The sequence below is a fragment of the Pseudoramibacter faecis genome (genome assembly GCF_036289405.1).
GTDB lineage: Bacteria > Bacillota > Clostridia > Eubacteriales > Eubacteriaceae > Pseudoramibacter > Pseudoramibacter faecis.
The window spans coordinates 14,532-38,373 of sequence record NZ_JAYFFI010000008.1; the positions used below are offsets into that span (position 1 = coordinate 14,532).

General features: G+C 50.3%; 15 protein-coding genes and 1 other RNA gene. 15 read left to right on the plus strand and 1 reads right to left on the minus strand.

Annotated features, from left to right (window positions below):
- Positions 1 to 33: 33 nt before the first annotated feature.
- The 8 genes from V3C63_RS06950 (at position 34) to rnpB (ending at position 9,790) form a co-directional block, all read left to right on the plus strand.
- Entirely contained in the window at positions 34 to 2,115 is a 2,082-nt protein-coding gene (locus V3C63_RS06950; protein ID WP_329887076.1) for a polyribonucleotide nucleotidyltransferase, read from the plus strand.
- A gap of 4 nt (positions 2,116 to 2,119) precedes the next feature.
- Positions 2,120 to 2,575: a dUTP diphosphatase gene (gene dut / locus V3C63_RS06955; RefSeq protein ID WP_329887077.1), complete on the plus strand. Its 456-nt coding sequence runs from the start codon at positions 2,120 to 2,122 to the stop codon at positions 2,573 to 2,575.
- A 195-nt stretch (positions 2,576 to 2,770) separates the two neighbouring features.
- Complete coding sequence (locus tag V3C63_RS06960; protein WP_329887078.1) at positions 2,771 to 5,083, plus strand: DNA translocase FtsK; 2,313 nt, start codon at positions 2,771 to 2,773, stop codon at positions 5,081 to 5,083.
- Positions 5,076 to 6,410, plus strand: a complete 1,335-nt coding sequence (rimO, locus tag V3C63_RS06965; RefSeq protein ID WP_329887079.1) for a 30S ribosomal protein S12 methylthiotransferase RimO — start codon at positions 5,076 to 5,078, stop codon at positions 6,408 to 6,410. The genes V3C63_RS06960 and rimO overlap by 8 nt, the downstream gene beginning before the upstream one ends.
- Positions 6,394 to 6,939: a CDP-diacylglycerol--glycerol-3-phosphate 3-phosphatidyltransferase gene (pgsA, locus tag V3C63_RS06970; protein WP_329887080.1), complete on the plus strand. Its 546-nt coding sequence runs from the start codon at positions 6,394 to 6,396 to the stop codon at positions 6,937 to 6,939. The genes rimO and pgsA overlap by 17 nt, the downstream gene beginning before the upstream one ends.
- A gap of 61 nt (positions 6,940 to 7,000) precedes the next feature.
- Positions 7,001 to 8,239 carry a competence/damage-inducible protein A gene (locus tag V3C63_RS06975; RefSeq protein ID WP_329887081.1) on the plus strand — a complete coding sequence of 413 codons (1,239 nt, stop codon included), beginning with the start codon at positions 7,001 to 7,003 and terminating at the stop codon, positions 8,237 to 8,239.
- Between the two features lie 30 nt (positions 8,240 to 8,269).
- On the plus strand, positions 8,270 to 9,385 hold the full coding sequence (recA, locus tag V3C63_RS06980; protein ID WP_329887082.1) for a recombinase RecA: 1,116 nt from the start codon (positions 8,270 to 8,272) through the stop codon (positions 9,383 to 9,385).
- 71 nt (positions 9,386 to 9,456) lie between these two features.
- Positions 9,457 to 9,790, plus strand: an RNA gene (gene rnpB / locus V3C63_RS06985) — RNase P RNA component class A.
- Positions 9,791 to 9,855: 65 nt separating this feature from the next.
- On the opposite strand, the gene V3C63_RS06990 is transcribed toward rnpB, so the two are convergent.
- Positions 9,856 to 10,527, minus strand: coding sequence for a S24 family peptidase (locus V3C63_RS06990; protein ID WP_329887083.1), 672 nt, complete (start codon positions 10,525 to 10,527; stop codon positions 9,856 to 9,858).
- 351 nt (positions 10,528 to 10,878) lie between these two features.
- Between V3C63_RS06990 and V3C63_RS06995 the strand changes: the two genes are divergently transcribed.
- From V3C63_RS06995 to V3C63_RS07025, 7 genes are read left to right on the plus strand one after another with little or no spacing between them, the layout of a single operon-like run.
- The gene (locus V3C63_RS06995; protein ID WP_329887084.1) at positions 10,879 to 15,135 is read left to right on the plus strand and encodes an acyl-CoA dehydratase activase-related protein; all 4,257 of its coding nucleotides are present in this window, start codon (positions 10,879 to 10,881) and stop codon (positions 15,133 to 15,135) included.
- 31 nt (positions 15,136 to 15,166) lie between these two features.
- Positions 15,167 to 15,886, plus strand: coding sequence for an undecaprenyl pyrophosphate synthase (locus tag V3C63_RS07000; RefSeq protein WP_329887125.1), 720 nt, complete (start codon positions 15,167 to 15,169; stop codon positions 15,884 to 15,886).
- Complete coding sequence (locus V3C63_RS07005) at positions 15,886 to 16,692, plus strand: phosphatidate cytidylyltransferase (protein ID WP_329887085.1); 807 nt, start codon at positions 15,886 to 15,888, stop codon at positions 16,690 to 16,692. Before V3C63_RS07000 ends, V3C63_RS07005 begins: the two co-directional genes overlap by 1 nt.
- A 41-nt stretch (positions 16,693 to 16,733) precedes the next feature.
- Positions 16,734 to 17,492 (plus strand): site-2 protease family protein, encoded by a 759-nt coding sequence (locus tag V3C63_RS07010; protein WP_329887086.1) that lies wholly within the window; start codon positions 16,734 to 16,736, stop codon positions 17,490 to 17,492.
- Between the two features lie 13 nt (positions 17,493 to 17,505).
- Positions 17,506 to 18,597: a flavodoxin-dependent (E)-4-hydroxy-3-methylbut-2-enyl-diphosphate synthase gene (ispG, locus tag V3C63_RS07015; protein ID WP_329887087.1), complete on the plus strand. Its 1,092-nt coding sequence runs from the start codon at positions 17,506 to 17,508 to the stop codon at positions 18,595 to 18,597.
- A 33-nt stretch (positions 18,598 to 18,630) separates the two neighbouring features.
- Entirely contained in the window at positions 18,631 to 22,920 is a 4,290-nt protein-coding gene (locus V3C63_RS07020) for a PolC-type DNA polymerase III (protein ID WP_329887088.1), read from the plus strand.
- 52 nt (positions 22,921 to 22,972) lie between these two features.
- Entirely contained in the window at positions 22,973 to 23,767 is a 795-nt protein-coding gene (locus V3C63_RS07025) for a M15 family metallopeptidase (protein WP_329887089.1), read from the plus strand.
- Positions 23,768 to 23,842: the final 75 nt, after the last annotated feature.

Sequence of the window (23,842 nt, forward strand, 5' to 3'; positions counted from 1 at the left end):
TCTGAAAGTGTGGTTATCGAACGAGGAGGAAAGATGAAAGTATTTGAAACGGAGATTGCAGGCCGCCCTTTTCGGGTTGAAATCGGAGAAGTGGCACGGCTGGCAAAAGCCGCTGCGATGGTTCGCTACGGTGATACCAGTTTGTTATGTAATGTCACGGTATCCAAAAAACCGAGGGAAGGCATGGACTTTTTCCCGTTATCAGTGGATTATGAAGAAAAGCAATACGCCGTCGGCAAAATTCCCGGCGGGTTTTTAAAGCGGGAAGGCCGTCCGTCCAATCAGGCGATTTTAAATTCCCGGTTGATAGACAGACCGATTCGCCCGCTTTTCCCGAAGGGATTCCGCAACGACGTTCATGTCGTGACGATGGTGATGTCTGTCGAACACGATAACGCGCCGGAACTGGTTGGCATGCTGGGATCGTCTATTGTTTTATCCATTTCCGACCTTCCATTCGATGGCCCGACGGCGGCTGTTCAAGTGGGTTTGATTGATGGTGAATTTGTGCTCAACCCGACGGTAGTCCAATATGAAAAATCCGAAATGCACCTCACGGTTGCCGGCACACGGGAAGCGGTTATGATGGTTGAAGCGGGCGCCGACGAAGTTCCAGAAGCCATCATGCTTGATGCCATTCTTTACGCACATGAAGAAATCAAAAAAATAATTTCCTTTATTGATCAAATTGTGGCGGAAGTAGGGGCACCTAAAGTTGACTATAAACTTTACCTGCCGACAGAGGAAATGGTAACTGAAATTACCGATTATATCGGCACGCGGATGCATGACGCGGTCCACACCGAGGATGCAAAAGAACGCATTGAGAACATGGACACGCTCATCGAAGAAGTCAGCGAACATTTTGCCGAAATTTATCCGGACAACGCTGCAGATATTGATATGGTTATCAATAATCTTAAAAAGAAAGAAGTCCGCAGTTTGATTCTGGATGACGGTATCCGCCCGGATAACCGCGGAATGACTCAGGTTCGCCCGTTGGTAGCCAAAGTGGATTATATCCCCCGGGTTCATGGCTCGGCGCTCTTCACCCGCGGCGAAACCCAGGTGTGCTCGGTGGCAACCCTCGGCCTTTTGAAAGAAGCCCAAACATTGGACGGCCTCGAACTGGAAAGCAAAAAGCGCTACATGCATAATTATAATTTCCCGAGCTATTCGGTCGGTGAAACGAGACCTAACCGCGGACCGGGACGCCGTGAAATCGGGCATGGGGCGTTGGCCGAAAGGGCGCTTTTGCCGGTCTTGCCCTCTGAAGAGGATTTCCCTTATGCGATTCGCGTAGTCTCAGAAGTCATGAGCTCCAACGGCTCTACTTCGCAGGCGTCAGTCTGTGGTTCTTCAATGGCTTTGATGGCAGCAGGTGTGCCCATAAAAAAACAGGTAGCCGGTTGTGCCATGGGACTGATCAAAGAAGATGAGAAATTGGCCATTTTAACGGATATTCAAGGAATGGAAGATTTTCTGGGCGATATGGACTTTAAAGTCGCCGGAACGGAAGATGGTATTACGGCCATTCAAATGGATATCAAAATTCACGGCATTGATCGTGAAATTTTGACCAAGGCGCTCAACCAGGCAAGGGAAGGCCGTTTGTTCATTCTCGGTGTGATGAATGACGCGATTGCGCAGCCGCGGGAAAAATTGTCGCCCTATGCGCCGCACATTACAACGATGACCATTGATCCCGAAAAAATCCGCGACGTCATCGGGAAAGGCGGCGAAACCATCATTGGGATTCAAGATGCGACGGATACGAAAATCGAAATCGAAGAAGACGGCACGATTTATATTGCGGCGACGGACGGCGCATCCTCTAAAAAAGCACACGATATGATTTTTGATATCGTTCGCGAAGTGGAAGTCGGCGATGTGGTGACCGGCAGAGTCGTGAAGATTATGAAATTCGGAGCTTTTGTCGATATTCCGGGGTCCAAAGACGGTCTGATCCATATTTCCAAACTGGCCAATCACCGTGTGGAAAATGTTGAAGATGTGGTGTCGGTCGGCGACATGGTTACGGTTAAAGTGACGGAAATTGACGCTCAGGGCCGCATTAATCTTTCGCGTAAGGCTTGCCTGCCCCAGGACGAATAAAGCGATGCGCAAGGAACATTGTCAGGTTCGTCTGGTCAATCGCTCTGATTTTCCTGCGCCGGTTTACCAAACGGCAGGGGCATCAGGACTGGATTTGCGGGCAGCCATTGAGAACGAAATGGTGCTCGTGCCGCATCGCGTTTATCGAATTCCCACCGGCATTTATTTGGAAATGCCGGCGGGCTATGAAGCGCAGGTGCGCGCACGTAGCGGTTTGGCGTTCAAATACGGTGTGGCCATGGCCAATGGCGTCGGCACGATCGACGCAGACTATCGCGGCGAGATCGCGGCGCTGATGATCGTGTTGATCGATGAGCCTTTTACCGTTCATCCGGGAGACCGCATTGCCCAGCTGGTATTTGCACCGGTGGTGCAGCCCGAGATCATTGCGATTGAGACCGTTGACGCCTTGGACCAAACGGATCGGGGAGCCGGCGGATTTGGTCACACAGGTCGATAATTTTCAGGATTGTCGGCCACGCACATGTTATAATTAATACACATTAAAACGGGACCCGATAAGGTGTCCCGTTTTCAATAGAACGATGAGAAATGGGTGGTGAAGGTTTTGGATAAAAGAAAATCAAAAAAGACAACAAAAAATAACACCAAACAAAAAAAGAGGCCAGCATCCAAAAGTCAAACAACGAGAAAAATGGCCGAGAAAAAAACGCTGACCTCGGGTCAGATGAAAATACTGGGTCTGGCATTAATCGCGATTGCATTGATTAGCGCCTATTCCTATTCGACAGCGACCCCTAATCTTTTTGACCGCATTTGGGGGAAGGGGATTGTGAAATATCTGATGGGAAATGTGACGGTCATCTACTGCATCTATGCTATCGTATCGGGCATTTTGTTCTTCGCGGGAAAGTGGCAGAAACATTCCAAGGTCATGGGTTATGTATTTCTGCTGATTTCCAATCTGTTGATTTTCTTCAGCATGGGATGGCAATCGATGTTTCGCTATACCCTGATCGATATGTTCACCGTGCCGATTGGCAGTAACGTTGCGTATGGGGGCATCTTCGGCTTGGTGCTCACCTATATTTTGCTGACGATCATTAAAAAGCCGGCAACGATTATTTTGGTTCTGGCATTGATGATTTATGAAATCTATATGATTGTTAAAACCATTTCGCCTGAATTTTACGATCGCTTAAAAACGGAAGGAAAAGCGGCCATTATCGGTAAAGTGAATGAGCTGAAGGAAGATCGGGAACTTGCACAGCGCCGCAGAGCGGCAGAAGCAGAGCGTCAGGAAGTGGAACTGGAAGATCAGGATTATGATAGCTTATTTAATCCCAGTGATATCGGCGAAGTATCCGTCAATACGCAGTACGTTAATATTGACGACGTTATTGAAGGGCTGGACGAAGCGGCAGCAACACAGGCGCAGGCGGAAAGAGACCAGGTCATAGCGACGGCTAAAGCGCCGCAGGATCTGTTCCCCGAGGAAGAAACAACAGAAGATCATCTGGATTTCGGTAGAGAGGCAGAGGAGTCGGAAGCTTTTGATTTGGATCTGGCATCCCAGGCGTCGACGCCGGTTTATCATAAGCCGGACGTGGCGCTTCTTGATCCGGGGGTTCACAGCGGACGCGATCGCAAAAGTGATGTGATGAAAAAGGCCGGACAGATTGAAAATACCATGAAGGACTTTGGGGTTGATGCCAAAATTGTCGGCGTCGACGTCGGCCCTTCGATTACGCGCTTTGAAGTGCAGCCGGCAGCCGGGGTCAAAGTGGGGAAAATCGTCAACTTGGCCGACGACTTGGCGTTGCGACTGGCAACGTCCGGTATTCGGATGGAGGCTCCGATTCCGGGAAAATCAGCCGTCGGCATCGAAGTGCCGAACAAAGAAAGCGACGTGGTTGCCGTGGGTGAGATCATTAATACGCCGGCGTTTCAAAAGACGGAAGCGAAACTGCCATTCGCTTTGGGTAAAACCCTGTCCGGTCAAAACATCATCGGCGATATCTCTAAGATGCCGCACTTGCTCATTGCTGGCGCAACCGGTTCCGGAAAGAGCGTGTGCATCAACACCATGATCATCAGCATGATCTATCGATTGTCGCCGGATGATCTGCGTTTTATTATGATTGATCCGAAAATGGTGGAGCTCAATATTTACAATAGTATCCCGCATATGCTCATACCCGTGGTGACGGATCCGAAAAAGGCGGCTTTTGCGCTTAATTGGGCGTTGAAAGAAATGACGGATCGGTACCAGATCTTTAAAGAGGCAGGCGTGCGTAATATCGCGGGCTACAATAAAATGCGGGAAGCGGCCGGTGAGAGAAAATTGCCGCGAATTGTTATCATTGTCGATGAATTAGCCGATTTAATGATGACCTCGCCCAAGGAAATTGAAAGCGCCATTTGTCGATTGGCACAGTTGGCACGGGCCTGCGGGATGCATCTGGTGATTGCAACGCAGCGGCCGTCGGTGGATGTGATTACCGGGTTGATCAAAGCCAATATTCCGTCCCGCATTGCCTTTGCGGTGGCATCCAATACGGACAGTCGAACTATCTTGGATCAGGTTGGGGCGGAAAAGCTCTTGGGGAAAGGCGACATGCTCTATTTCCCTTCAGGCAAATCCAAGCCGCTGCGCGTGCAGGGAACCTTTGTGTCCGATGCGGAAATCAACCGCGTGGTAAAAGCAGTTTCCGGCGGGGCAAAGCCCGTTTTTGACAACCATATCGAAAATGAAATCGAAGCGGCACAGGTTCAAAATCAACAGGCACAAACCGAAGAAACTGCTGACGATTTGTTCCCACAGGCGGCGGAGCTGGCCTTTGTGAATGGTCAGATCTCGACATCAATGATTCAGCGCAAACTGCGGGTAGGCTATGCCAGGGCCGGCCGCATTATTGATGAGCTTGAGATGAAAGGTATTGTCTCGGGCCCCAATGGTAGCAAACCGCGGCAATTGTTGATCACGAAGGAGGAATACCATGGCTGATAGCCCTGCTGTTTTTATTTCGACATTGGGGTGTGATAAAAATGCGGTGGACAGCGAACAGATGGCCGGAGGGCTTTTGCAGGCGGGTTACCGTGTGAGCGATGAACCGGACGCGGCCAACCTGATCATTGTCAATACCTGCTGCTTCATTGAGGCGGCTAAAAAAGAATCCATTGACAAAATATTTGAATATTTGCCGTTTAAAACAAAGGGCAACTGTGAATGTTTTGTGGTGGCGGGCTGTATGGCGCAACGTTATGTGAAGGAATTGCGAAAAGAAATTCCAGAAGTAGATTATTTTATCGGCGTCAATCAGATTGACGATCTGCCGGAGGTGATTTCACACCAATCGGGAGAAAAGACTTTTGTCAGTGCGCATTTTGCGGCCAGTGCAGCGCCTCGTTATCTGAAGGATAAGATGGTGACGGCGTATTTAAAGATTAGTGAGGGCTGCGATAACTATTGCACTTATTGTGCGATTCCAACCATTCGCGGACGGCATCACAGCCGCACCCCGGAAGCGATTTTGGCTGAGGCCCGAATTTTATACAGCAGCGGTGTGCGGGAATTGATTTTGGTGGCACAAAATCTGACGCAATACGGCAGTGATCTGCCGGGAAATGAAAACCTGGCGTCCCTTCTGACACTGCTGTCGGAAAAAATTTCGTTCAAATGGATCCGCTTGCTCTACCTGTATCCGGAGGGCATTACTGAAGAATTGTTGACGGTGATCAAACAGCATGAAAATATCTGCCGCTATTTTGATATGCCCATTCAGCACACAGAAAACGAAATTTTAAAACGCATGGGGCGACACATTGACAAAGCGCAAATTTATGATAAAGTAAAATTAATCAGAAAAATGTTGCCGGATGCTGTGCTGCGAACGACGGTGATCACCGGCTTCCCCGGCGAATCGGATATGCAGTTTGAGGAAATGCTGGCGGATCTTCAGGCGCTTCGCTTTGAACGGCTGGGCGCTTTTGCTTATTCCCGGGAAGAGGGAACGCCGGCATATGTTATGGCCGGTCAAATTGACGAAGCTGTCAAGGAAACGCGTTTGCGTCGGATTTATGAGCAACAACAGGGCATTATCGCAGCATCCAATGAAACCATGATCGGGAAAACGGTGGAAGTTTTAATCGATGAAAATCAAGCGGACGGGGTTTCGGTCGGTCGGACACAGGGGGACGCGCCGGAAGTGGACTGCGATGTGATGATTGAAGGATCCGATCTGCCCGTGGGACAATTCTTTAAAGTAAAAATTGTTGATTCAATAGAATATGATTTAATAGGAGAGTTGGGAGAAAATGAATTTACCGAATAAGATTACTTTGTTCAGAATGATTTGCATTCCGTTTTTTGTGGCGGCAATGGCTGTCGGATTTCCGCATCATGAGTTGGCGGCGCTGATTATTTTTGCGATCGCGGCATATTCCGATCATGTGGATGGTCACATTGCCAGAAGCCGCAACTTAATTACGGATTTTGGCAAGTTTATGGATCCGCTGGCCGATAAATTGCTCACGGCATCCGCCTTTATCTGTCTGGTTCAGACACAGGCAATCCCGGCATGGGTGGTTATTGTGATTATCGCCAGGGAATTTGCCATTACCGGTCTCAGAACATTGGCGGCGAATGATGGCGTGGTCATTGCTGCGAGCAAATGGGGCAAAGCCAAGACCATGTCGCAGATGATTGCGATCATTGCACTGATTCTTTATAGCTGGCCGGTTGCGGCTTTCCCGGCACTAGGTATTTTTGGTCAGGTCATGATTTATGTAGCGTTGGCGCTGACCTTGATTTCCGGAGTCGATTATTTCAGACTCAACAAAGGAGTTATTAAAACCATGTAATGCAAAGCGCCTGCACGACAGGCGTTTTTTTAAAGAAAAAGTCTGGAAAGGAAAAGGACCAATGAATTGTGAAATTATTTGCGTCGGCACGGAACTCTTAACCGGAGATACCCTCAATACCAACAGCCAATACATTGCCAGAGAATTATCCCAAAATGGATTTTCAGTTCATTTTCAAACGACGTTGGGCGACAATCCGGACCGATTAAAGGACGTCTTTGAAGCGGCGGTTAAACGCAGTGATATCGTTGTGGTGACCGGAGGGCTCGGACCGACACAGGATGACTTAACCAAAGAAACCGTGGCGGCTTTTTTCGGTATGCCCATGCAGCGGGATGAAGCGCAGGTCCACAAAATGAAACAACACTTCGACCGGCGCAATTCCGTCATGACGGACAATAATTTCAGACAGTGTGATATTCCCGTCGGCGCCAAGGCGATCGATAATATCCAGGGGACGGCACCGGGGATTCACATCGAAAAGAACGGCGTTAGTGTTTTTCTTCTGCCCGGACCGCCGAGTGAAATGAAAGTCATGTTCGATCTTTATGTGATGCCGATCCTCAAGAATCGCACCAGCCAGCTGGTGATTTCCCGTTATTTTAATATATGTGATTTTGGGGAATCCATGGTGGAAGAAATGATTTTGGATCTGGTGAATCATCAAACCAATCCCACCATTGCGACTTATGCCAAGCCGGGAGAAGTGCTGGTGCGCATCACAGCCAACGGCACCGATGCGGAAGCTATCAATGGCCTGCTGGATAAATATACAAAAGAAATGGATCGGCGTTTTGGCCGTCATATTTTTGCCCATGCCCAAAAAACATTGGCCGAGACAGTGGAGGATCTGCTGCTCAAGAAGCACTGGACCATGGCCACGGCGGAATCCTGTACCGGCGGTCTCATTGCATCTCAGATGACGACGATCCCGGGAATTTCGGAAGCTTTTAAAATGGGCGTGGTTACCTATTCTAACGAAGCCAAAATGAAACTGCTCGACGTTCAGAAAAAAACGCTGGATAGGGCAGGCGCCGTTTCTGAAGAGACAGCTCGGGAAATGTGCGAACATCTGGCGACGCTCTCGGGATGTGATGTCAACGTATCGGTGACCGGTATCGCCGGACCAGACGGTGGCAGCGCGGAAAAGCCGGTGGGATTGGTGTATGTCGGCGTGCACGCTGACGGCCGGACACGGATTGAAAAGTGCAAATTTGCGGGCAGTCGGCAAACCATTCAAAAACGCTCGGCCAATAAAGCACTTTGTATGGTAAGAGAAGCGATTCTGAACTTGCAATAAAGATTCAACATTAACGAAGAGGAGGCTCGTATGGCCAAGAAAGAAAAGTCCTTAGATCCGGTGATGGATATTACGGATGCACAAGCACGCAAGAAAGCCCTGGATAATGCCTTAAAAAACATCGAAAAAGCTTATGGGAAAGGTGCTGTGATGCGCCTTGGCGACAGTGGCACCAGGGATGTTGATGTCATTTCGACATCGTCGTTGCGTATTGATATGGCGCTGGGGATCGGCGGCGTGCCTAAGGGGCGCATTATCGAAATTTACGGGCCGGAATCTTCAGGGAAGACGACACTGGCGCTGCACATTATTGCCGAAGCTCAGAAAAAAGGCGGCAATGCGGCCTTTATCGACGCAGAGCATGCGCTTGATCCGATTTATGCGGCCAGCCTTGGCGTGGATATTGATAATCTGGTCGTTTCCCAGCCGGATACCGGGGAACAAGCCTTGGAAATTTTGGAAGCGCTCCTGCGAAGCGGTGCCGTTGATGTGGCGGTTATCGACTCGGTGGCGGCGCTGGTGCCCCGAGCCGAAATTGAAGGGACCATGGGGGATTCCCATGTCGGGCTGCATGCGAGACTGATGTCTCAGGCATTGCGGAAGCTGACGGGCGTTATCAAAAATTCCAATACTGCGACGATTTTTATCAATCAGTTGCGAGAAAAGGTCGGCGTGATGTACGGTAATCCGGAAGTGACGACCGGTGGTCGCGCACTGAAATTTTATTCTTCGGTTCGCATGGATGTGCGCCGGATTGAAACGCTCAAAAAAGACGGTGAAATGATCGGGAACCGCACCCGCTGCAAGGTGGTTAAGAATAAAATGGCACCGCCGTTTAAAACTGCGGAATTTGACATTATTTACGGCAAGGGGATTTCCCATGAAGGGGATGTGCTGGATATGGCAGTCGAGCTCGACATCATTAAGAAGTCCGGATCCTGGTTCTCCTATAACGGAGAGCGGCTGGGCCAGGGGCGTGACAATATTCGCCAGATGCTCGAAGATAATCCCAATCTTTGTGATGAAGTTGAAGGCAAAGTGCGCGATCATTATCTGAATAACGGCGAAGAAACGGCGGCACCTGAAGAGGCGCCGATGGATGATGATGCGCAGGAGGCTTTCGAAATGGGGACATTTAAGGATTGACCAAGTGGTCTAAATGATAAGGGAGACAACGACCTCTTGCATTAATTTGGAAAATCGTTATAATAGAAATCTGACTAGGCCGGATAATCGCGGGGAAACCTGAGGAAAGTCCGAGCTCCGCAGGGCAGAATGCCGGATAACGTCCGGTGAAGGTGACTTCAAGGCAAGTGCAACAGAAAGCAAACCGCCGCATGTCGGCAAGGGTGAAAGGGTGAGGCAAGAGCTCACCAGTGGTTAAAGTAATTTGCCAGCTGGGTAAACCCCATTCGGAGCAAGACCAAGAAAGAGTGTTAAAAGGCGGCGGCCCGTCGCTGCTCAATGGTAGGTCGCTTGAGTCCGCCGGTGACAGCGGAACCAGATAGATGATTATCAAGACAGAACTCGGCTTATAGGCTTAGTCATTAAAAAACCAGGCATATGCCTGGTTTTTTTATGCGCGGATTCAGAGAATACATTGGGGGACAGTGCATTCAGTATGGGAAATAGGCTTCCTCAACGTGGCGGCGGTAAACGATTGTGCCGATCATCTGGACGTGGTGTTTGCGGATATCGTAAACGGCAGCATCCGCATCGGCGTTAAAAGGTTGGGTGATGAGTTTGTTGCCCATTAAAATAATTTTGCGGATGATCATAGGTTCCTTGTTGACGTGAAGGGCAACAGTCGCGCCGGATGTGAGCCCGGTATTCAAGCGAATCACGACCAGGTCGCCGGCGGTGTATGCCGGCTGCATGGCGTCGTCGGGAATCCGATAGCCAAAGACAGGCCCCCATTCGGTGAGTTTATCAATGGGAATCGAGAGGTGGTCGGCGGCTTTGTGGTTGGAAAAAATTGGCCGGTCATAGCGAATTTCATCAAATACGGAAATATCGAAGGCGTGCCCCGCTGCGGGGGTATCCCCTAAAATTTCTGATTCATACATCGAGACGGTTTTACCCATCAGCCATTCCGGATTCACGTCAAAATAATCGGCCAAGGCGTAAACCGTGGTCATTTTGGGCGCCATTTCGCCCCGAGTGTATCGGGAAATGCTGGGCGGGGATAAATTGAACTGCTCTGACAGTGAATAGGTGGTTTCGTTAAAATTTTTCATTAATTGTTTGAGCCGCTGTCCAAAAATAGATTTATGAATAGAATTGCTCATGATAGACCTCAGTGTATTGGGATATGGTAAAATATAAAATAAAAAATCCGAAAAGATCAAAAAGTTGTTAAATAATTTTGTTTATTATAGCATATCCTTTGGCAAGTGAACGCAAAGAATCTGAAAGAAAGTAGGAAAGATATAACGAAAAAAGTGATTTTTCTGAAGGTTCAGCTAAAATGGCGGCGACGCCATTTGCATCCACTAACCCTTTTGAGGTATAATCCTGAGATAGTATTGGTTTAGAAACGCTATAAAGTAGTGAAGGCGTGCGCGTGCCACAAGATTTTGGGTGTAACGCCGGAAAAAAGTATAAAAAAGCAATGAATCATATAGAAAGAAGTAGCTGAAATGAACTATCGGATGGGGTTGGATGTCGGCTCGACCACGATTAAAGTGGTCGTTCTCGATGAGAAAGACAAAATTGTTTTTAGTGATTACCGCAGGCACCGCTCGAATATTAAAATCTCGATGAGCGCCCTGCTTCGCGAGGTTTATGAAACCTTGGACAATGTGCAAACGCATATATCCGTGACGGGGTCCGGCGGGATGCTCGCGGCCAAATGGCTTGAAATTCCTTTTATTCAGGAAGTGGTGGCCGGGACGCTCGCCGTTGAGAAAAAGATTCCGAAAACGGACTGTGCCATTGAGCTCGGCGGCGAAGATGCCAAGATCACTTTCTTTGAAGGCAGCATCGAACAGCGCATGAACGGGACCTGCGCCGGCGGGACAGGGGCCTTTATCGATCAGATGGCCTCGCTTTTAAAAACGGATGCCGCCGGGTTGAACGAGTTGGCCAAAGCGCACAAAATGATTTATCCGATCGCGTCGCGCTGCGGCGTTTTTGCTAAAACCGACGTACAGCCGCTGATCAACGAAGGGGCAGAGCGTGCCGATATTGCGGCCTCGGTGCTTCAGGCAGTGGTCAATCAAACAATCTCAGGCCTGGCCTGCGGGCACACCATCAAAGGCCATGTGGCTTTTTTAGGCGGGCCGCTCTATTTCCTGTCGGAGCTGCGGCAGCGCTTTATCAAAACTCTGGAGCTCACGCCGGACGAGGTGGAATTTCCGGAAAATTCTAATCTTTTTGTGGCGTTGGGCACGGCTTATGCCAGCGAGAAAAAAGAGGCTGTCGATTTTGCCGATATCATCGGCCGGCTGGACAATCCCTTTGCGGATGATTCCGGTGTCGGCCGTCTAGAACCGCTCTTTGCAGACGATGAAGAACGCCGGGCTTTTATCGAACGTCATAACAAGGACAAGGTCAAGCGTGGGGATTTGTCGACCTACAGCGGACCGGCGTATCTTGGCATCGACGCTGGATCGACCACCACCAAAGCGGCGATCATCGGCAAGGACTGCGAACTGCTTTACAGCTATTATTCGAGCAATGAAGGCAGCCCGTTGGATAAATCCATTGAAATTCTTCAGGATATTTACGACAAGCTGCCGGAAGATGTTTATATTGCCAAGGCGGCTTCGACCGGATATGGTGAAGGGCTCATTCAGTCGGCGCTGCATGTGGACATCGGCGAGATTGAAACGATGGCCCATTTTAAAGGCGCGCAGTATTTCCGTCCGCAGGTGGATTTCATTCTCGATATCGGCGGCCAGGACATGAAAGCCATGCGGATTCGCTCGGGCACCATTGACAATATCGTGCTGAACGAGGCTTGTTCCTCCGGCTGCGGTTCTTTTCTTGAGACCTTTGCCAAGTCGCTCAATCTGCCGATTTCGGACTTTGTCGAGGCGGCCATGAACGCGGAAAGTCCCTCCAATCTGGGAACGCGCTGCACGGTCTTTATGAATTCCAAGGTCAAACAGGCCCAAAAGGAAGGCGCTTCTGTTGGGGATATCTCCGCCGGCCTTTCTTATTCCGTGATTCGAAATGCGCTGCAGAAGGTCATCAAGGTGCACAACCCCAAGGAGCTTGGCGAACACATTGTGGTGCAGGGCGGGACCTTCAACAACAACGCGGTGCTGCGCGCTTTTGAAAAGATTACCGAACGCGACGTGGTCCGTCCGGATGTCGCTGGTTTGATGGGCGCCTTCGGTGCGGCGTTAATCGCGAGAGAACGCTGGCACGAAGGTGAAAAAAGCACCATTTTTGGCCTTGAAGATTTAGATAAATTTGATGTGACCATCAAGCATCGTCGGTGCGGCGCCTGCAGCAATAACTGTCAGCTGACCATCAATATTTTTGCAGATGGGAGCCGTCATGTCACCGGCAACCGCTGTGAAGTGGGCGCGGGGGGCAGCAGGCACAAGAAGAGTATTCCCAATTTGTACCGATATAAATACGAACGCCTTTTCAATTATGAGCCCCTGCCGGAAAATCAGGCGCCTCGCGGCGCCATCGGCATTCCCCGGGCGCTCAATCAATACGAAAACTATCCCTTTTGGTTTACGTTTTTAACTTCGCTGGGCTATCGGGTGCTGCTTTCAGCTGGTTCTACGCGCAAAATTTACGAAAAGGGTATGAGCTCGATTCCTTCGGATTCTGTGTGTTATCCGGCCAAGCTGACCCACGGGCACATTCAGGATCTGATCGATCAGGGGATTCACAAAATTTGGTATCCCTGCGTGGCTTATGAAGAACAAGAATTTGATTCGGCGGATAATTGCTATAACTGCCCGATTGTCATGTCTTATCCGGAAACCATCAAATACAATATGGATAGTCTAGCCGAAAACGACATCGACTTTATGAATCCCTTTCTTTCTTTGGAAGATAGTGATCGTTTGGAAGAACGGCTTTGTGAAATCTTTGAACCGGAGGGGGTTTCGCAGGATGAGGTAGCTGCGGCACTGCGCCATGCCTACGGTGAAAAGCATCATGTTGCCAGAGATATGCACGACAAAGGGCTTGAAACCATCGCATGGTTAAAAGAACATGGCAAGCGCGGCATCGTTCTGGCCGGCCGACCCTATCACGTTGATCCGGAAATCAATCACGGTCTCGACAATATCATCACGGCGCTCGACATGGCCGTGCTCACCGAAGATTCAGTGGCCGGTCTGGCCAACGCAGACACAGCCCAGCCCTACCGCGTGCTGGATCAATGGAAATACCACAGCCGACTCTATAAGGCGGCTGAAGTTGTCACGAAGCACGATGAATTAGAGCTGGTTCAGCTGACATCCTTTGGCTGCGGGCTCGACGCGGTGACCAGCGAGCAAACCCAGGAAATCCTTGAACACAAGAGCAAAATTTACACGCTGATCAAAATTGACGAGGTCAGCAACCTTGGCGCCATCCGCATCCGAATGCGTTCATTGAAGGCGGCGATGGAAGAACGCCGGGAAAACGATATCGTGGTGCCGGGGAAGGAATTGACCCAACGTGTTACCTTCACAAAAGACATGAAGAAAAAGCACACGATTCTCTGCCCGCAAATGTCGCCGATTCATTTCGATTTGTTCTCCGTGGCGCTCAATGCCAGTGGCTACAATGTGGAAGTGCTGCCCAGCGTGGACGACAAAGCCGTCGATGCGGGGCTCAGTTATGTCAACAATGACGCCTGCTATCCGAGCATTCTGACGGTCGGACAGATCATGGCCGCGCTTAAATCCGGCAAATACGATTTGAACAACGTCTCGGTGCTTATGTCCCAGACCGGCGGACCCTGCCGCGCCTCGAACTACGTGGGCTTTATCCGCAAGGCGCTCAAAGAAGCGGGGATGGAACGAATCCCCGTGATCTCGATCAATACCGTCGGTTTAGAAAGCAATCCCGGCTTTAAGATCACGCCGCAGATGGCCAACCGTATCGCTGTTGCCGCGGTTTATGGCGATTTGTTCCAGCGCGTGCTTTACGCCACCAGACCCTACGAAAAGGAAGCCGGCGCGACGGATGCTCTCTATCAGATGTGGCGGCGCAAGGTGCGAAACAGCATCATTCACCCGAGACCGTCTGTGTTTAGGCGCAATGTTCGGGAAATTGTTTCTCAGTTCGATACGTTGCCGCGGATCGAAAAGACCATCCCTAAAGTTGGTGTCGTTGGGGAGATTCTGGTGAAATATCATCCGACGGCCAACAATAACCTGGTGCAGGTGCTGGAGGACGAAGGGGTTGAAGTAGTCGTGCCGGATATCATTGACTTCTTCTTGTATTGTTCCTATAATGCTATCTATAAGCACGATGTTTTATCGGGAAAAGCCAGTGCCAAGCGCAATGGCAAACTCATCATTCGCGTGATTGAAATGTATCGCAAGAACATGAAGCGTGCTTTGATCAAAAGCCGTCACTTCGGGCCCCCGTCGACAATTTATAAGAAGGCGCAGAAAGCGACAGAGCTTATTTCCCTGGGGAACCAGGGCGGCGAAGGCTGGTTTTTAACGGCGGAAATGATGGAGCTCATCGAAGGCGGAGTTGAAAATATCGTTTGTGTGCAGCCTTTTGCCTGCTTGCCAAACCACGTGATGGGCAAGGGGATGATCAAGCCCATCCGCAAGCGTTATCCTTATGCCAATATTTCCCCCATCGATTACGATCCCGGTGCGTCGGAAGTCAATCAGATCAATCGAATTAAGTTGATGATCGAGACTTCGTGGAAAAATCTTGAAAAGAAACAGGCTTCGGAAGCCTTGGAAGAAAAAATCGGCTGATCAAAGCAGAAAACGGAGAGAGACAAACGTGATGGAAATATACGGCTGTCAGATAGATGAAAATAGATTGCCGGCTCATGTAGCCATCATTATGGATGGCAACGGCCGTTGGGCTAAACAGCGCAAACGCCCTCGTATTTTCGGCCATTATACGGCAATGAAAGCGGTTCGGGGGACAATTCGCACTGCGTCGGATATGGGCATCCAGGTTTTGACCCTCTATGCCTTTTCAACGGAAAATTGGAAGCGCAGCAAAGAGGAGGTCTCCGGATTGATGAATCTCGCCATTGACTACTTCATTAAAGAGGTGACCAATCTGGACGATCATGATGTGCAGGTCCGGGTGATTGGCGACCAATCGATTTTGCCCGAACGTCTTCAGAAAGCGGCGGCTAATATGGTTGAACAAACCAAGGGCAACACCGGTATGGCGCTCAATATTGCGTTGAATTACGGCGGACGGGAAGACATTTTGCAGGCGGTTCGCCGGATTGTGGCAGAGGGCATTGCGCCCGAGGCCATCACGGAGCAGGTGTTTGCCGATCATCTTTATACGGCGGGGCTGCCCGATCCTGATTTGGTGATTCGCACCAGCGGCGAAGAACGTTTGAGCAATTTTTTGCTTTGGCAGAACGCCTATGCGGAATTTATTTTTGATCCGGTACTATGGCCAGATTTTGACGAAACACTTTTTTGCCGGTTAATTGCGGCCTATCAGCAGCGGGACAGAAGATATGGGGGCATAGAATAATGGTAAAACGCATTGTGACGGCCGTGATCGGACTGCCGATTTTGATTGCACTTTTAGTTTTAGGCGGTTGGTTTGTCTACGCTTTGACGTTAGCGCTGGTAGTTGTCGGGATGGTTGAATACATTCACGCCATCAATCATCAATTGCCGATTAAAGCCGGTTACTTTTGGCCGATTATCTTTTCGGCATTGCTGGTGACCGTGATGCATTTTGATTATCAGTTGGCACTTCCGACATTGTTGATTGCCTTTATTTTGACCTTTGTCATTGAAATCACGGGCAGAAAACATAATGCTTATCGCGCTATGGCAACGGTTTTCGGGTTGGTTTGGGTGCCGACCATGCTCGGGCATCTTCAGCTTTTTGACGCCATACCTCAGGGAATTTACTATCTGTGGATGGTGTTTATCCTCGCCTTTGTGACGGATACTTTTGCGTATTTTATCGGGAAATTTTTGGGGAAAACGCCGCTAACGCCGGAAATCAGTCCGAATAAAACGGTGGCGGGCGCCGTCGGAGGAACCGCGGCAACCATTATGGCCATGGTGATTTACGGTTTTGTGCTCAAGCATTATTTTGCTTTTGACTTGCCGCTTTATCTCTACGGTATTTTGGGGTTTGTCGGCGCAATTGTTTCCCAATGCGGTGATTTGACCGCATCGCTGATCAAGCGGAAATTAGAGATTAAAGATTATGGAAAATTATTGCCGGGACACGGTGGCGTGCTCGATCGCTTTGACAGCATTATTTTTGTTTTGCCCATTGTGTATTTATTTGCCCAGTTGACTTTTTCGAGTTTGGTTTAATATTAATGGAGACTTTTCTTTTTATCATATTGACCTTATTTATGCTGACCGTTTTGATGGCGGTGCATGAGTTTGGTCATTTTATCGTGGCCAAAAGAGCCGACATTTATGTTATTGAATTTGCGATTGGCATGGGGCCTAAACTATTTGCGCATCAGGGGAAAGAAACACGCTTGACGATTCGGGCGTTGCCGATCGGCGGCTTTTGCCGCATGTGGGGCGAAGCGGAACCGTCTGGAGACGGTTTGGCTGACGAGGCGGTGCCGGGTCCCAGTTTGCCGGCTAATCGGTCTTTTATGCATTTGTCCAAAGGACGAAAAATCCTCGTGCTTCTGGCGGGGCCGGCAATGAATTTTGTTTTGGCTGTTCTAACGATGATGGTGGTTTATCTGCTGGGAGGCCATGGTGCTGCCTCCGCGATCAAGGGTGCCTTTGCCAGTGTCGCCCAATTTACCACGGTCATTTACCAAAGTTTTCGAATGATTCTCGCCGGGCAAGCGGGACTCAACGATTTTGCCGGACCGGTGGGGTTGGTCGGTATGGTTGGCAGTTTTTATCATTATGGGCTGCAGGCGATGCTTAGTTTCATCGCTTTTATTTCAGTAAACCTGGGGGTGCTTAATTTGTTGCCGCTGCCGGCATTGGACGGTGGTCAGATCCTCATCGCGGCGATTGAAGCGATCATCCGAAGAGATTTGGATCCGGAAAAGGCGGCTTGGATTAACGGTATTGGCTTTGCGGCGCTGATGGCGCTGGCAGTCGTGATCGCGGTTCATGACGTGCTGCGCTATTTGCATTAAGCGTAAAAGGAAGATGGAAATGAACGGAGACAACTTGACACAAAGAACAACGCGAAGACCGACTCGAGAAGTGGTGATTGGCAGTGTGAAGATTGGCGGGGAAAATCCGGTGGCGATCCAATCCATGTGCAATACGGATACCCGGAATATCGTTGCGACTGTGAATCAAATCAAGGCATTGACGGCAGCAGGCTGCGACATTGTTCGCGTCGCGGTTCCGGATCAACCGGCGGCGGAGGCTATTTCGGCGATCCGCTCGCAGATTGAGATTCCGTTGGTGGCCGACATTCATTTTGATTATCATCTTGCGCTAACGGCCATCGCAGAGGGGGTCGACAAGCTGCGGATCAATCCGGGCAATATCGGCGGGCGCGAAAAGGTTCACGCTGTGGTGACTGCGGCAAAAGAACGCGGGATTCCCATTCGCATCGGCGTGAACGGGGGTTCGCTGGAAAAAGATCTGTTGACACAATACGGCGGGCCGACAGCCAAGGCGCTTGTGGCCAGCGCGGAGCGGCACATGGCCTATCTTCTGGAGGATGATTTTCACGATATTGTGGTATCGATGAAATCCTCGGACGTGCTGACGACCATTGAGGCGTATACGCTGTTTTCAGAGAAATACGATTATCCGGTGCATCTCGGCGTGACGGAAGCCGGCATTTTAAAAAGTGCGGCGATCAAGTCATCCATCGCATTGGGACGTTTATTGCTGGCGGGCATTGGCGACACCGTGCGTGTGTCTGTCACCGGGGATCCGGTCAGCGAAGTTGAAACGGCGCAAAGCATTCTCAAAGCGGTGGGGCGTTATTCGGCCAAGCGGCCGACAGTCGACGTGGTTTCCTGCCCGACCTGCGGACGCACGGAGATTGACCTAATCGGCATTGCCAAAGAGATGAACAAGCGATTGGCGCATGTTGAAAAGGATATCAGAGTGGCGGTCATGGGGTGTGTGGTGAACGGCCCGGGCGAGGGCAAAGAAGCGGATATCGGTGTGGCCGGCGGCAAAGGCAAAGGCGTTTTGTTCAAAAAGGGCAAAGTCTTTAAAACGGTGGATGAATCTGAAATTATCGATGCGCTGATGACGGAAATTGACAAGATATAGGCCGACGGCAAGCCATTCAAAGAAAGAGATACGATGAGTTTAATTGCAGAAAAACAGGCGGCGTTTAAACAGGTGGTAGCCAAATATCGGTTGATGCCGCAAAAGGTGGAAATCTCCGAAGCACAGCAGACGCTGACATTGATCTTTAAAAGTGAAGACGGCAGTTCCTGTGACCGCATGGCGGTGCAGCGAGAACTTTCCGCCGTTTTTGATTACGCAAAATCGGTTGGGGTGGTGGTTGAAGTGCCGTTGAAATCCCAAGTGGATCCGGCAGTTTTTGAGGAAGCACAGAAGACCCCTGTGAATTTGCCGGGTGAAAATAGAGAAGATCCTGCAGCAGCCTTTATCGATCAAATGGCCGAGAGTGAAGCCATTCCGACTGTTGCAGAATTTCCTGGAGAGCTGTCACCCGAGCTGCCATCCGGCATGCCCGTTGAAGGTTTAACGGAAGTGCCGGAGATGCAAAAATCCGAGGAGGACGAAGCAGCACCGCTGCCCATTCCAAAGACTCTTTCGAGATCGGAATCGCGAATTGAAGCGCGGATGCAGGCCGCGATGGCCCAAAATGTTGCGATTATGAAACAAGGAACGGGCACGCCGTCCCCGTCCTCAAAAAAAGGCAAAATGGATTTTGAACCGATTACCGGCTCGATGATCATGGGCAAATGTTTTACAGCCGAACCGGAAGGCCTGGATACCATTGATTTTGAGGATAATCTGACGACTGATAAAGAACGGCATTGCTATCGCGGGCGAATCTTCGGCTTTAATGCCCGGGAATTACGCAACGGCAAACAATTATTCGAGTTTAATATCACCGATGAACGGGCATCGATCTCCTGCAAGATTTTTGCAGGGAAAAATGCCAGCGCGATTAGGGAACGGCTGAAAAACGGTATTTGGGTACAAGTGGAAGGCCAGGTGTCCTTTGACGAATATGCTCACGAAAAGCAGCTGATGCCCCGGGTGATTGAGGAAGTGGATCGCCCGGTGCGCACAGATGATGCGCAGATCAAGCGCGTGGAGCTGCACATGCACAGCCAGTATTCAGCGATGGATGCGGTGAGCAAAGTCAAGAAGATCGTGCAGCAGGCGGCGGATTTCGGCCACGATATTTTTGGGATCACCGACCACGGCGTGGTGCAGGCTTATCCGGAAATCATGAAGGAGACCAAGGGCAAGGGCATTAAGGTGCTCTATGGTCTCGAAGGCTATCTGGTGAACGACGATATCCGCATTATTACCGGCGATCAGGATGAACCTTTCGACGGCGAATTTGTCTTTTTCGACTTGGAAACCACCGGTCTTTATGCCGGGCGTGATGTGATTATCGAAATTGCGGCCGTCAAAATCAAGAATAAACATGTGCTGGATACGTTTCAGACGTTTGTGAATCCCCATCGGCCGATCCCGCAGAAAATTACCGAACTGACGAGCATTACCGATCAGATGGTAGCCCAGGGAGAAGAGGAGGAAGCAGCGATTCGCGCTTTTCTCGATTTTTGCGACGGCAAAATCCTCGCGGCGCACAACGCTTCTTTTGACATGGGCTTTATGAGCATTGCCTTAGAGCGCTATGGGATCTCCAATACGATCACCTATGTGGATACCCTGCCGATGGCCCGGACATTGATTCCGAATATTGCGCGCCATAATTTGAAAAAATTGGCAAGCTATTTCAAGATCGATATGGGGCACCACCATCGCGCCATTGATGATAGCATTTGCTCGGCCAAAATTTTCGTGCGTCTGATGGGGCTGGCGGAAAAGCAGCATTGCGATCACGCGGCGGATTTGAATCGGCTGATGCGGTTGGAGCAGATCATCAAGACTGAACGGCCTTATCATGTGATTATTTACGCGAAAGATCAGGATGGGGTGCGGGCGCTTTATGATTTGGTATCGGCTTCCCATGTGGATTATTTTTATAAGAAACCGCGTATTCCAAAATCATTGCTTCAGAAAAAGCGCAAGCATCTTTTGATCGGATCGGCCTGCGAAGCCGGAGAGCTTTATACGGCGGTCAAGGAAAATTGGAACGAGGCAAGGCTGCGCCCGATCCTCGATTTTTATGATTATTACGAAGTGCAGCCCTTGGGCAATAACGCTTATCTCACGCGAAACGGTGACTTAACCCGAGACGATCTGATCGAGATCAACAAGCGCATCATCGCGCTGGGCCGCCAGGAAAATAAATTGGTGGTGGCCACGGGGGATGTGCATTTTGTTGCGCCGGAAGATGCACAATATCGAAAGATTCTTCAGGCGGGGCAGGGCTACCGCGATGCAGACGAGCAGCCGCCGCTGTATTATCGCTCGACTCGGGAAATGCTCGACGAGTTCGATTATCTGCCGGATGATGCGGCTTATGAACTGGTGGTGACCAACACCCGCAAAGTGGCGGACCTGATTGATGATGTGAAGCCGGTGCCCGACGGGACTTTCCCGCCGGTGATCGAAGGCTCGGATGATGAAATTCGCAACGCTGTTTACGCTAAGGCGAAAGAACTTTACGGCGATCCGCTGCCGGAGATTGTGGCGGAACGCATCAACAAAGAGCTCACCTCCATCATTGGCAACGGTTATTCGGTGCTCTATCTGATCGCGGAAAAGCTCGTTAAGCATTCGCTGGATTGCGGTTATCTGGTTGGCTCCCGGGGATCGGTGGGCTCGTCGCTGGTGGCGATGCTCTGCGGCATTACCGAAGTTAACTCGCTGCCGCCGCATTATGTCTGTCCTAAGTGCAAGCATGTGGAATGGTTCGACTCTACCAAGGTGGGGGTGGGACCCGACCTGCCGGACAAAATCTGCCCGGAATGTGGCCATGCGCTCAATAAAGATGGCTTTGATATTCCCTTTGAAACGTTTCTCGGGTTTAAAGGCGACAAGGAACCGGATATCGATTTGAATTTCGGAGACAACCAAAGCGAGGCCCATCGCTATACCGAGGTGATCTTCGGCAAGGGCAAGGTGTTTCGCGCTGGAACCATCGCGACCCTGGCCGATAAGACGGCCTTTGGTTACGTCAAGAATTATCTGGAGGAGCGGGGAATCGTCGTCAGCCATGCGGAGATGGATCGCCTGATTGAAGGCACAGCCGGTGTGACGCGCACGACGGGCCAGCATCCCGGCGGGGTGATGGTCGTGCCGAAGAATAAAGAAATCACCCAATTCACGCCGGTTCAGTATCCGGCTAACGACCAGGATAGCGGCACCCTGACGACGCATTTCGATTATCATTCCATCGAGGGACGGCTGCTCAAACTCGATATTCTTGGCCACGATGACCCGACGATGCTGCGCATGCTCAAGGACATTACCGGCGTGGATCCGACGACGATCGCATTGGATGATCCCAAGATTATCGGCTTGTTTGAAGGCACGGATTCTCTGGATCTGATCGATGACGATTTTGATGTGCCGCTGGGCACCTGCGGCATTCCGGAATTCGGAACCAGCTTTGCCAGGCAGATGGTGCTCGATGCCCATCCGGATTCTTACGCCGACTTGATTCGGCTGTCCGGGCTATCCCATGGGACGGATGTGTGGCTGGGCAATGCCCAGACGCTTATCGAAAACGGGACGACCACGCTGAAGGAAGTGATCTGCTGCCGTGACGATATCATGCTCGGGCTCATCTCGATGGGGCTGGCGCCGGAGCGTGCGTTCTGGATCATGGAGCACGTGCGCAAGGGTAAGGGGTTACTCGATGACGAGGAACCCTATATGCGGGAAAATAACGTGCCGGAATGGTATATCGATTCCTGTAAAAAAATCAAATACATGTTTCCGAAAGCCCATGCGGCGGCCTATGTGATGATGGCTGTTCGCATCGCGTATTATAAAGTGTATTATCCGCCGGCCTATTATGCGGCATGGTTTTCCATTCGCGCCAAGGAGTTTGATCTCGGCGTTATGAAGGCGGGCAAGAACGCCGTCGTGCGCAAGATGAACGAAATCAAGGTCCAGGGCAATAAGGCCAGTAATAAAGACAGCAACCTTTATACTTCGCTGGAACTGGCTTGGGAAATGTTCTGCCGGGGCTACAGCTTTGCCAATGTCGATATTTATAAATCCCATTACCGTTATTTTACGCTCGATGGCAAAACGTTGATTCCGCCGTTAACCGCAGTGGACGGTATGGGCGAGGTGGTGGCTAAAAGCATTTATGAAGAGGCCAAAAGGAAACCTTTCATGTCCCAGGAGGATATGCAAAACCGCGCCCATGTGAATAAAGCCAATATGGATGCACTGGCGGCTTTTGGCTGTTTGTCGGAATTGCCGGAATCCAATCAGATGTCATTTCTCACTATGCTGGGTTGAGTGATGATAAAATAATAAGCGATAAAATGAGAGAAAATGCAGGGAGGGTGCTGTGGTTAATAAAAGCCTGACAAAAAAAAGACGACGAGAAATATTGTTGATTGTGCTTTTATTATTGGTTATCTTTTTGGTGGTGACAAGCGTGCGTACCTGCACGCGTCGAAAGCGTCACACGGTACAAAAGCAACAGACAAAAGCCGATACTCAAAGCCAAAAGCAGCCGGCCCTGTCGCCGCAGACAAGGCTTAAAAACGCTGCATCGCAGACCGGTAATACCGCCCAGCTCATTAATAAAACGCATATGCTGTCGCCTTCTTATGTGCCGAAAGATCTGGTGAAGGTAAACGCGGCGAGTTATCGCACGGTGTATCTGCGCAAAGAAGCAGCTCAGGCTTTGGCGACCATGTTTAATGCCGGGAAAAAGGCCGGCGTGAATCTGTATTGCTCTTCCGGGTACCGTTCGTATGCCGATCAGCAGAAAATTTTTAACAATCACGCGGCCTCGATGGGTGGAGCCAAAGCCAATGCCATTAGCTCTAAGGCGGGACAAAGCGAACATCAAAGTGGGTTCGCCATGGATGTGACCTGTCGGTCGATGAGCGGTGATTTGCAGGAGCGCTTTATCCAAACCAACGAAGGAAAATGGCTCGCGGCCCATGCCCACGAATACGGCTTTATCGTTCGCTTTCCTAAAGGGAAGGAGGCGAGCACCGGCTACAGCTATGAGCCCTGGCACATTCGTTATCTGGGGAAGGATCTGGCGACAAAGGTGAACACCAGCGGCCTTTCCTATGAAGAATATCTCGCGAAGAATGCGAAATTTGCCACGGTTATTGATGGGCAGTAATTGAAAAAAACAGGACCTGAAGGGAGACCTTCGGGTCTTTTTTGCAAGGAAGGCGCTCCAGTGTCATGAAGAACT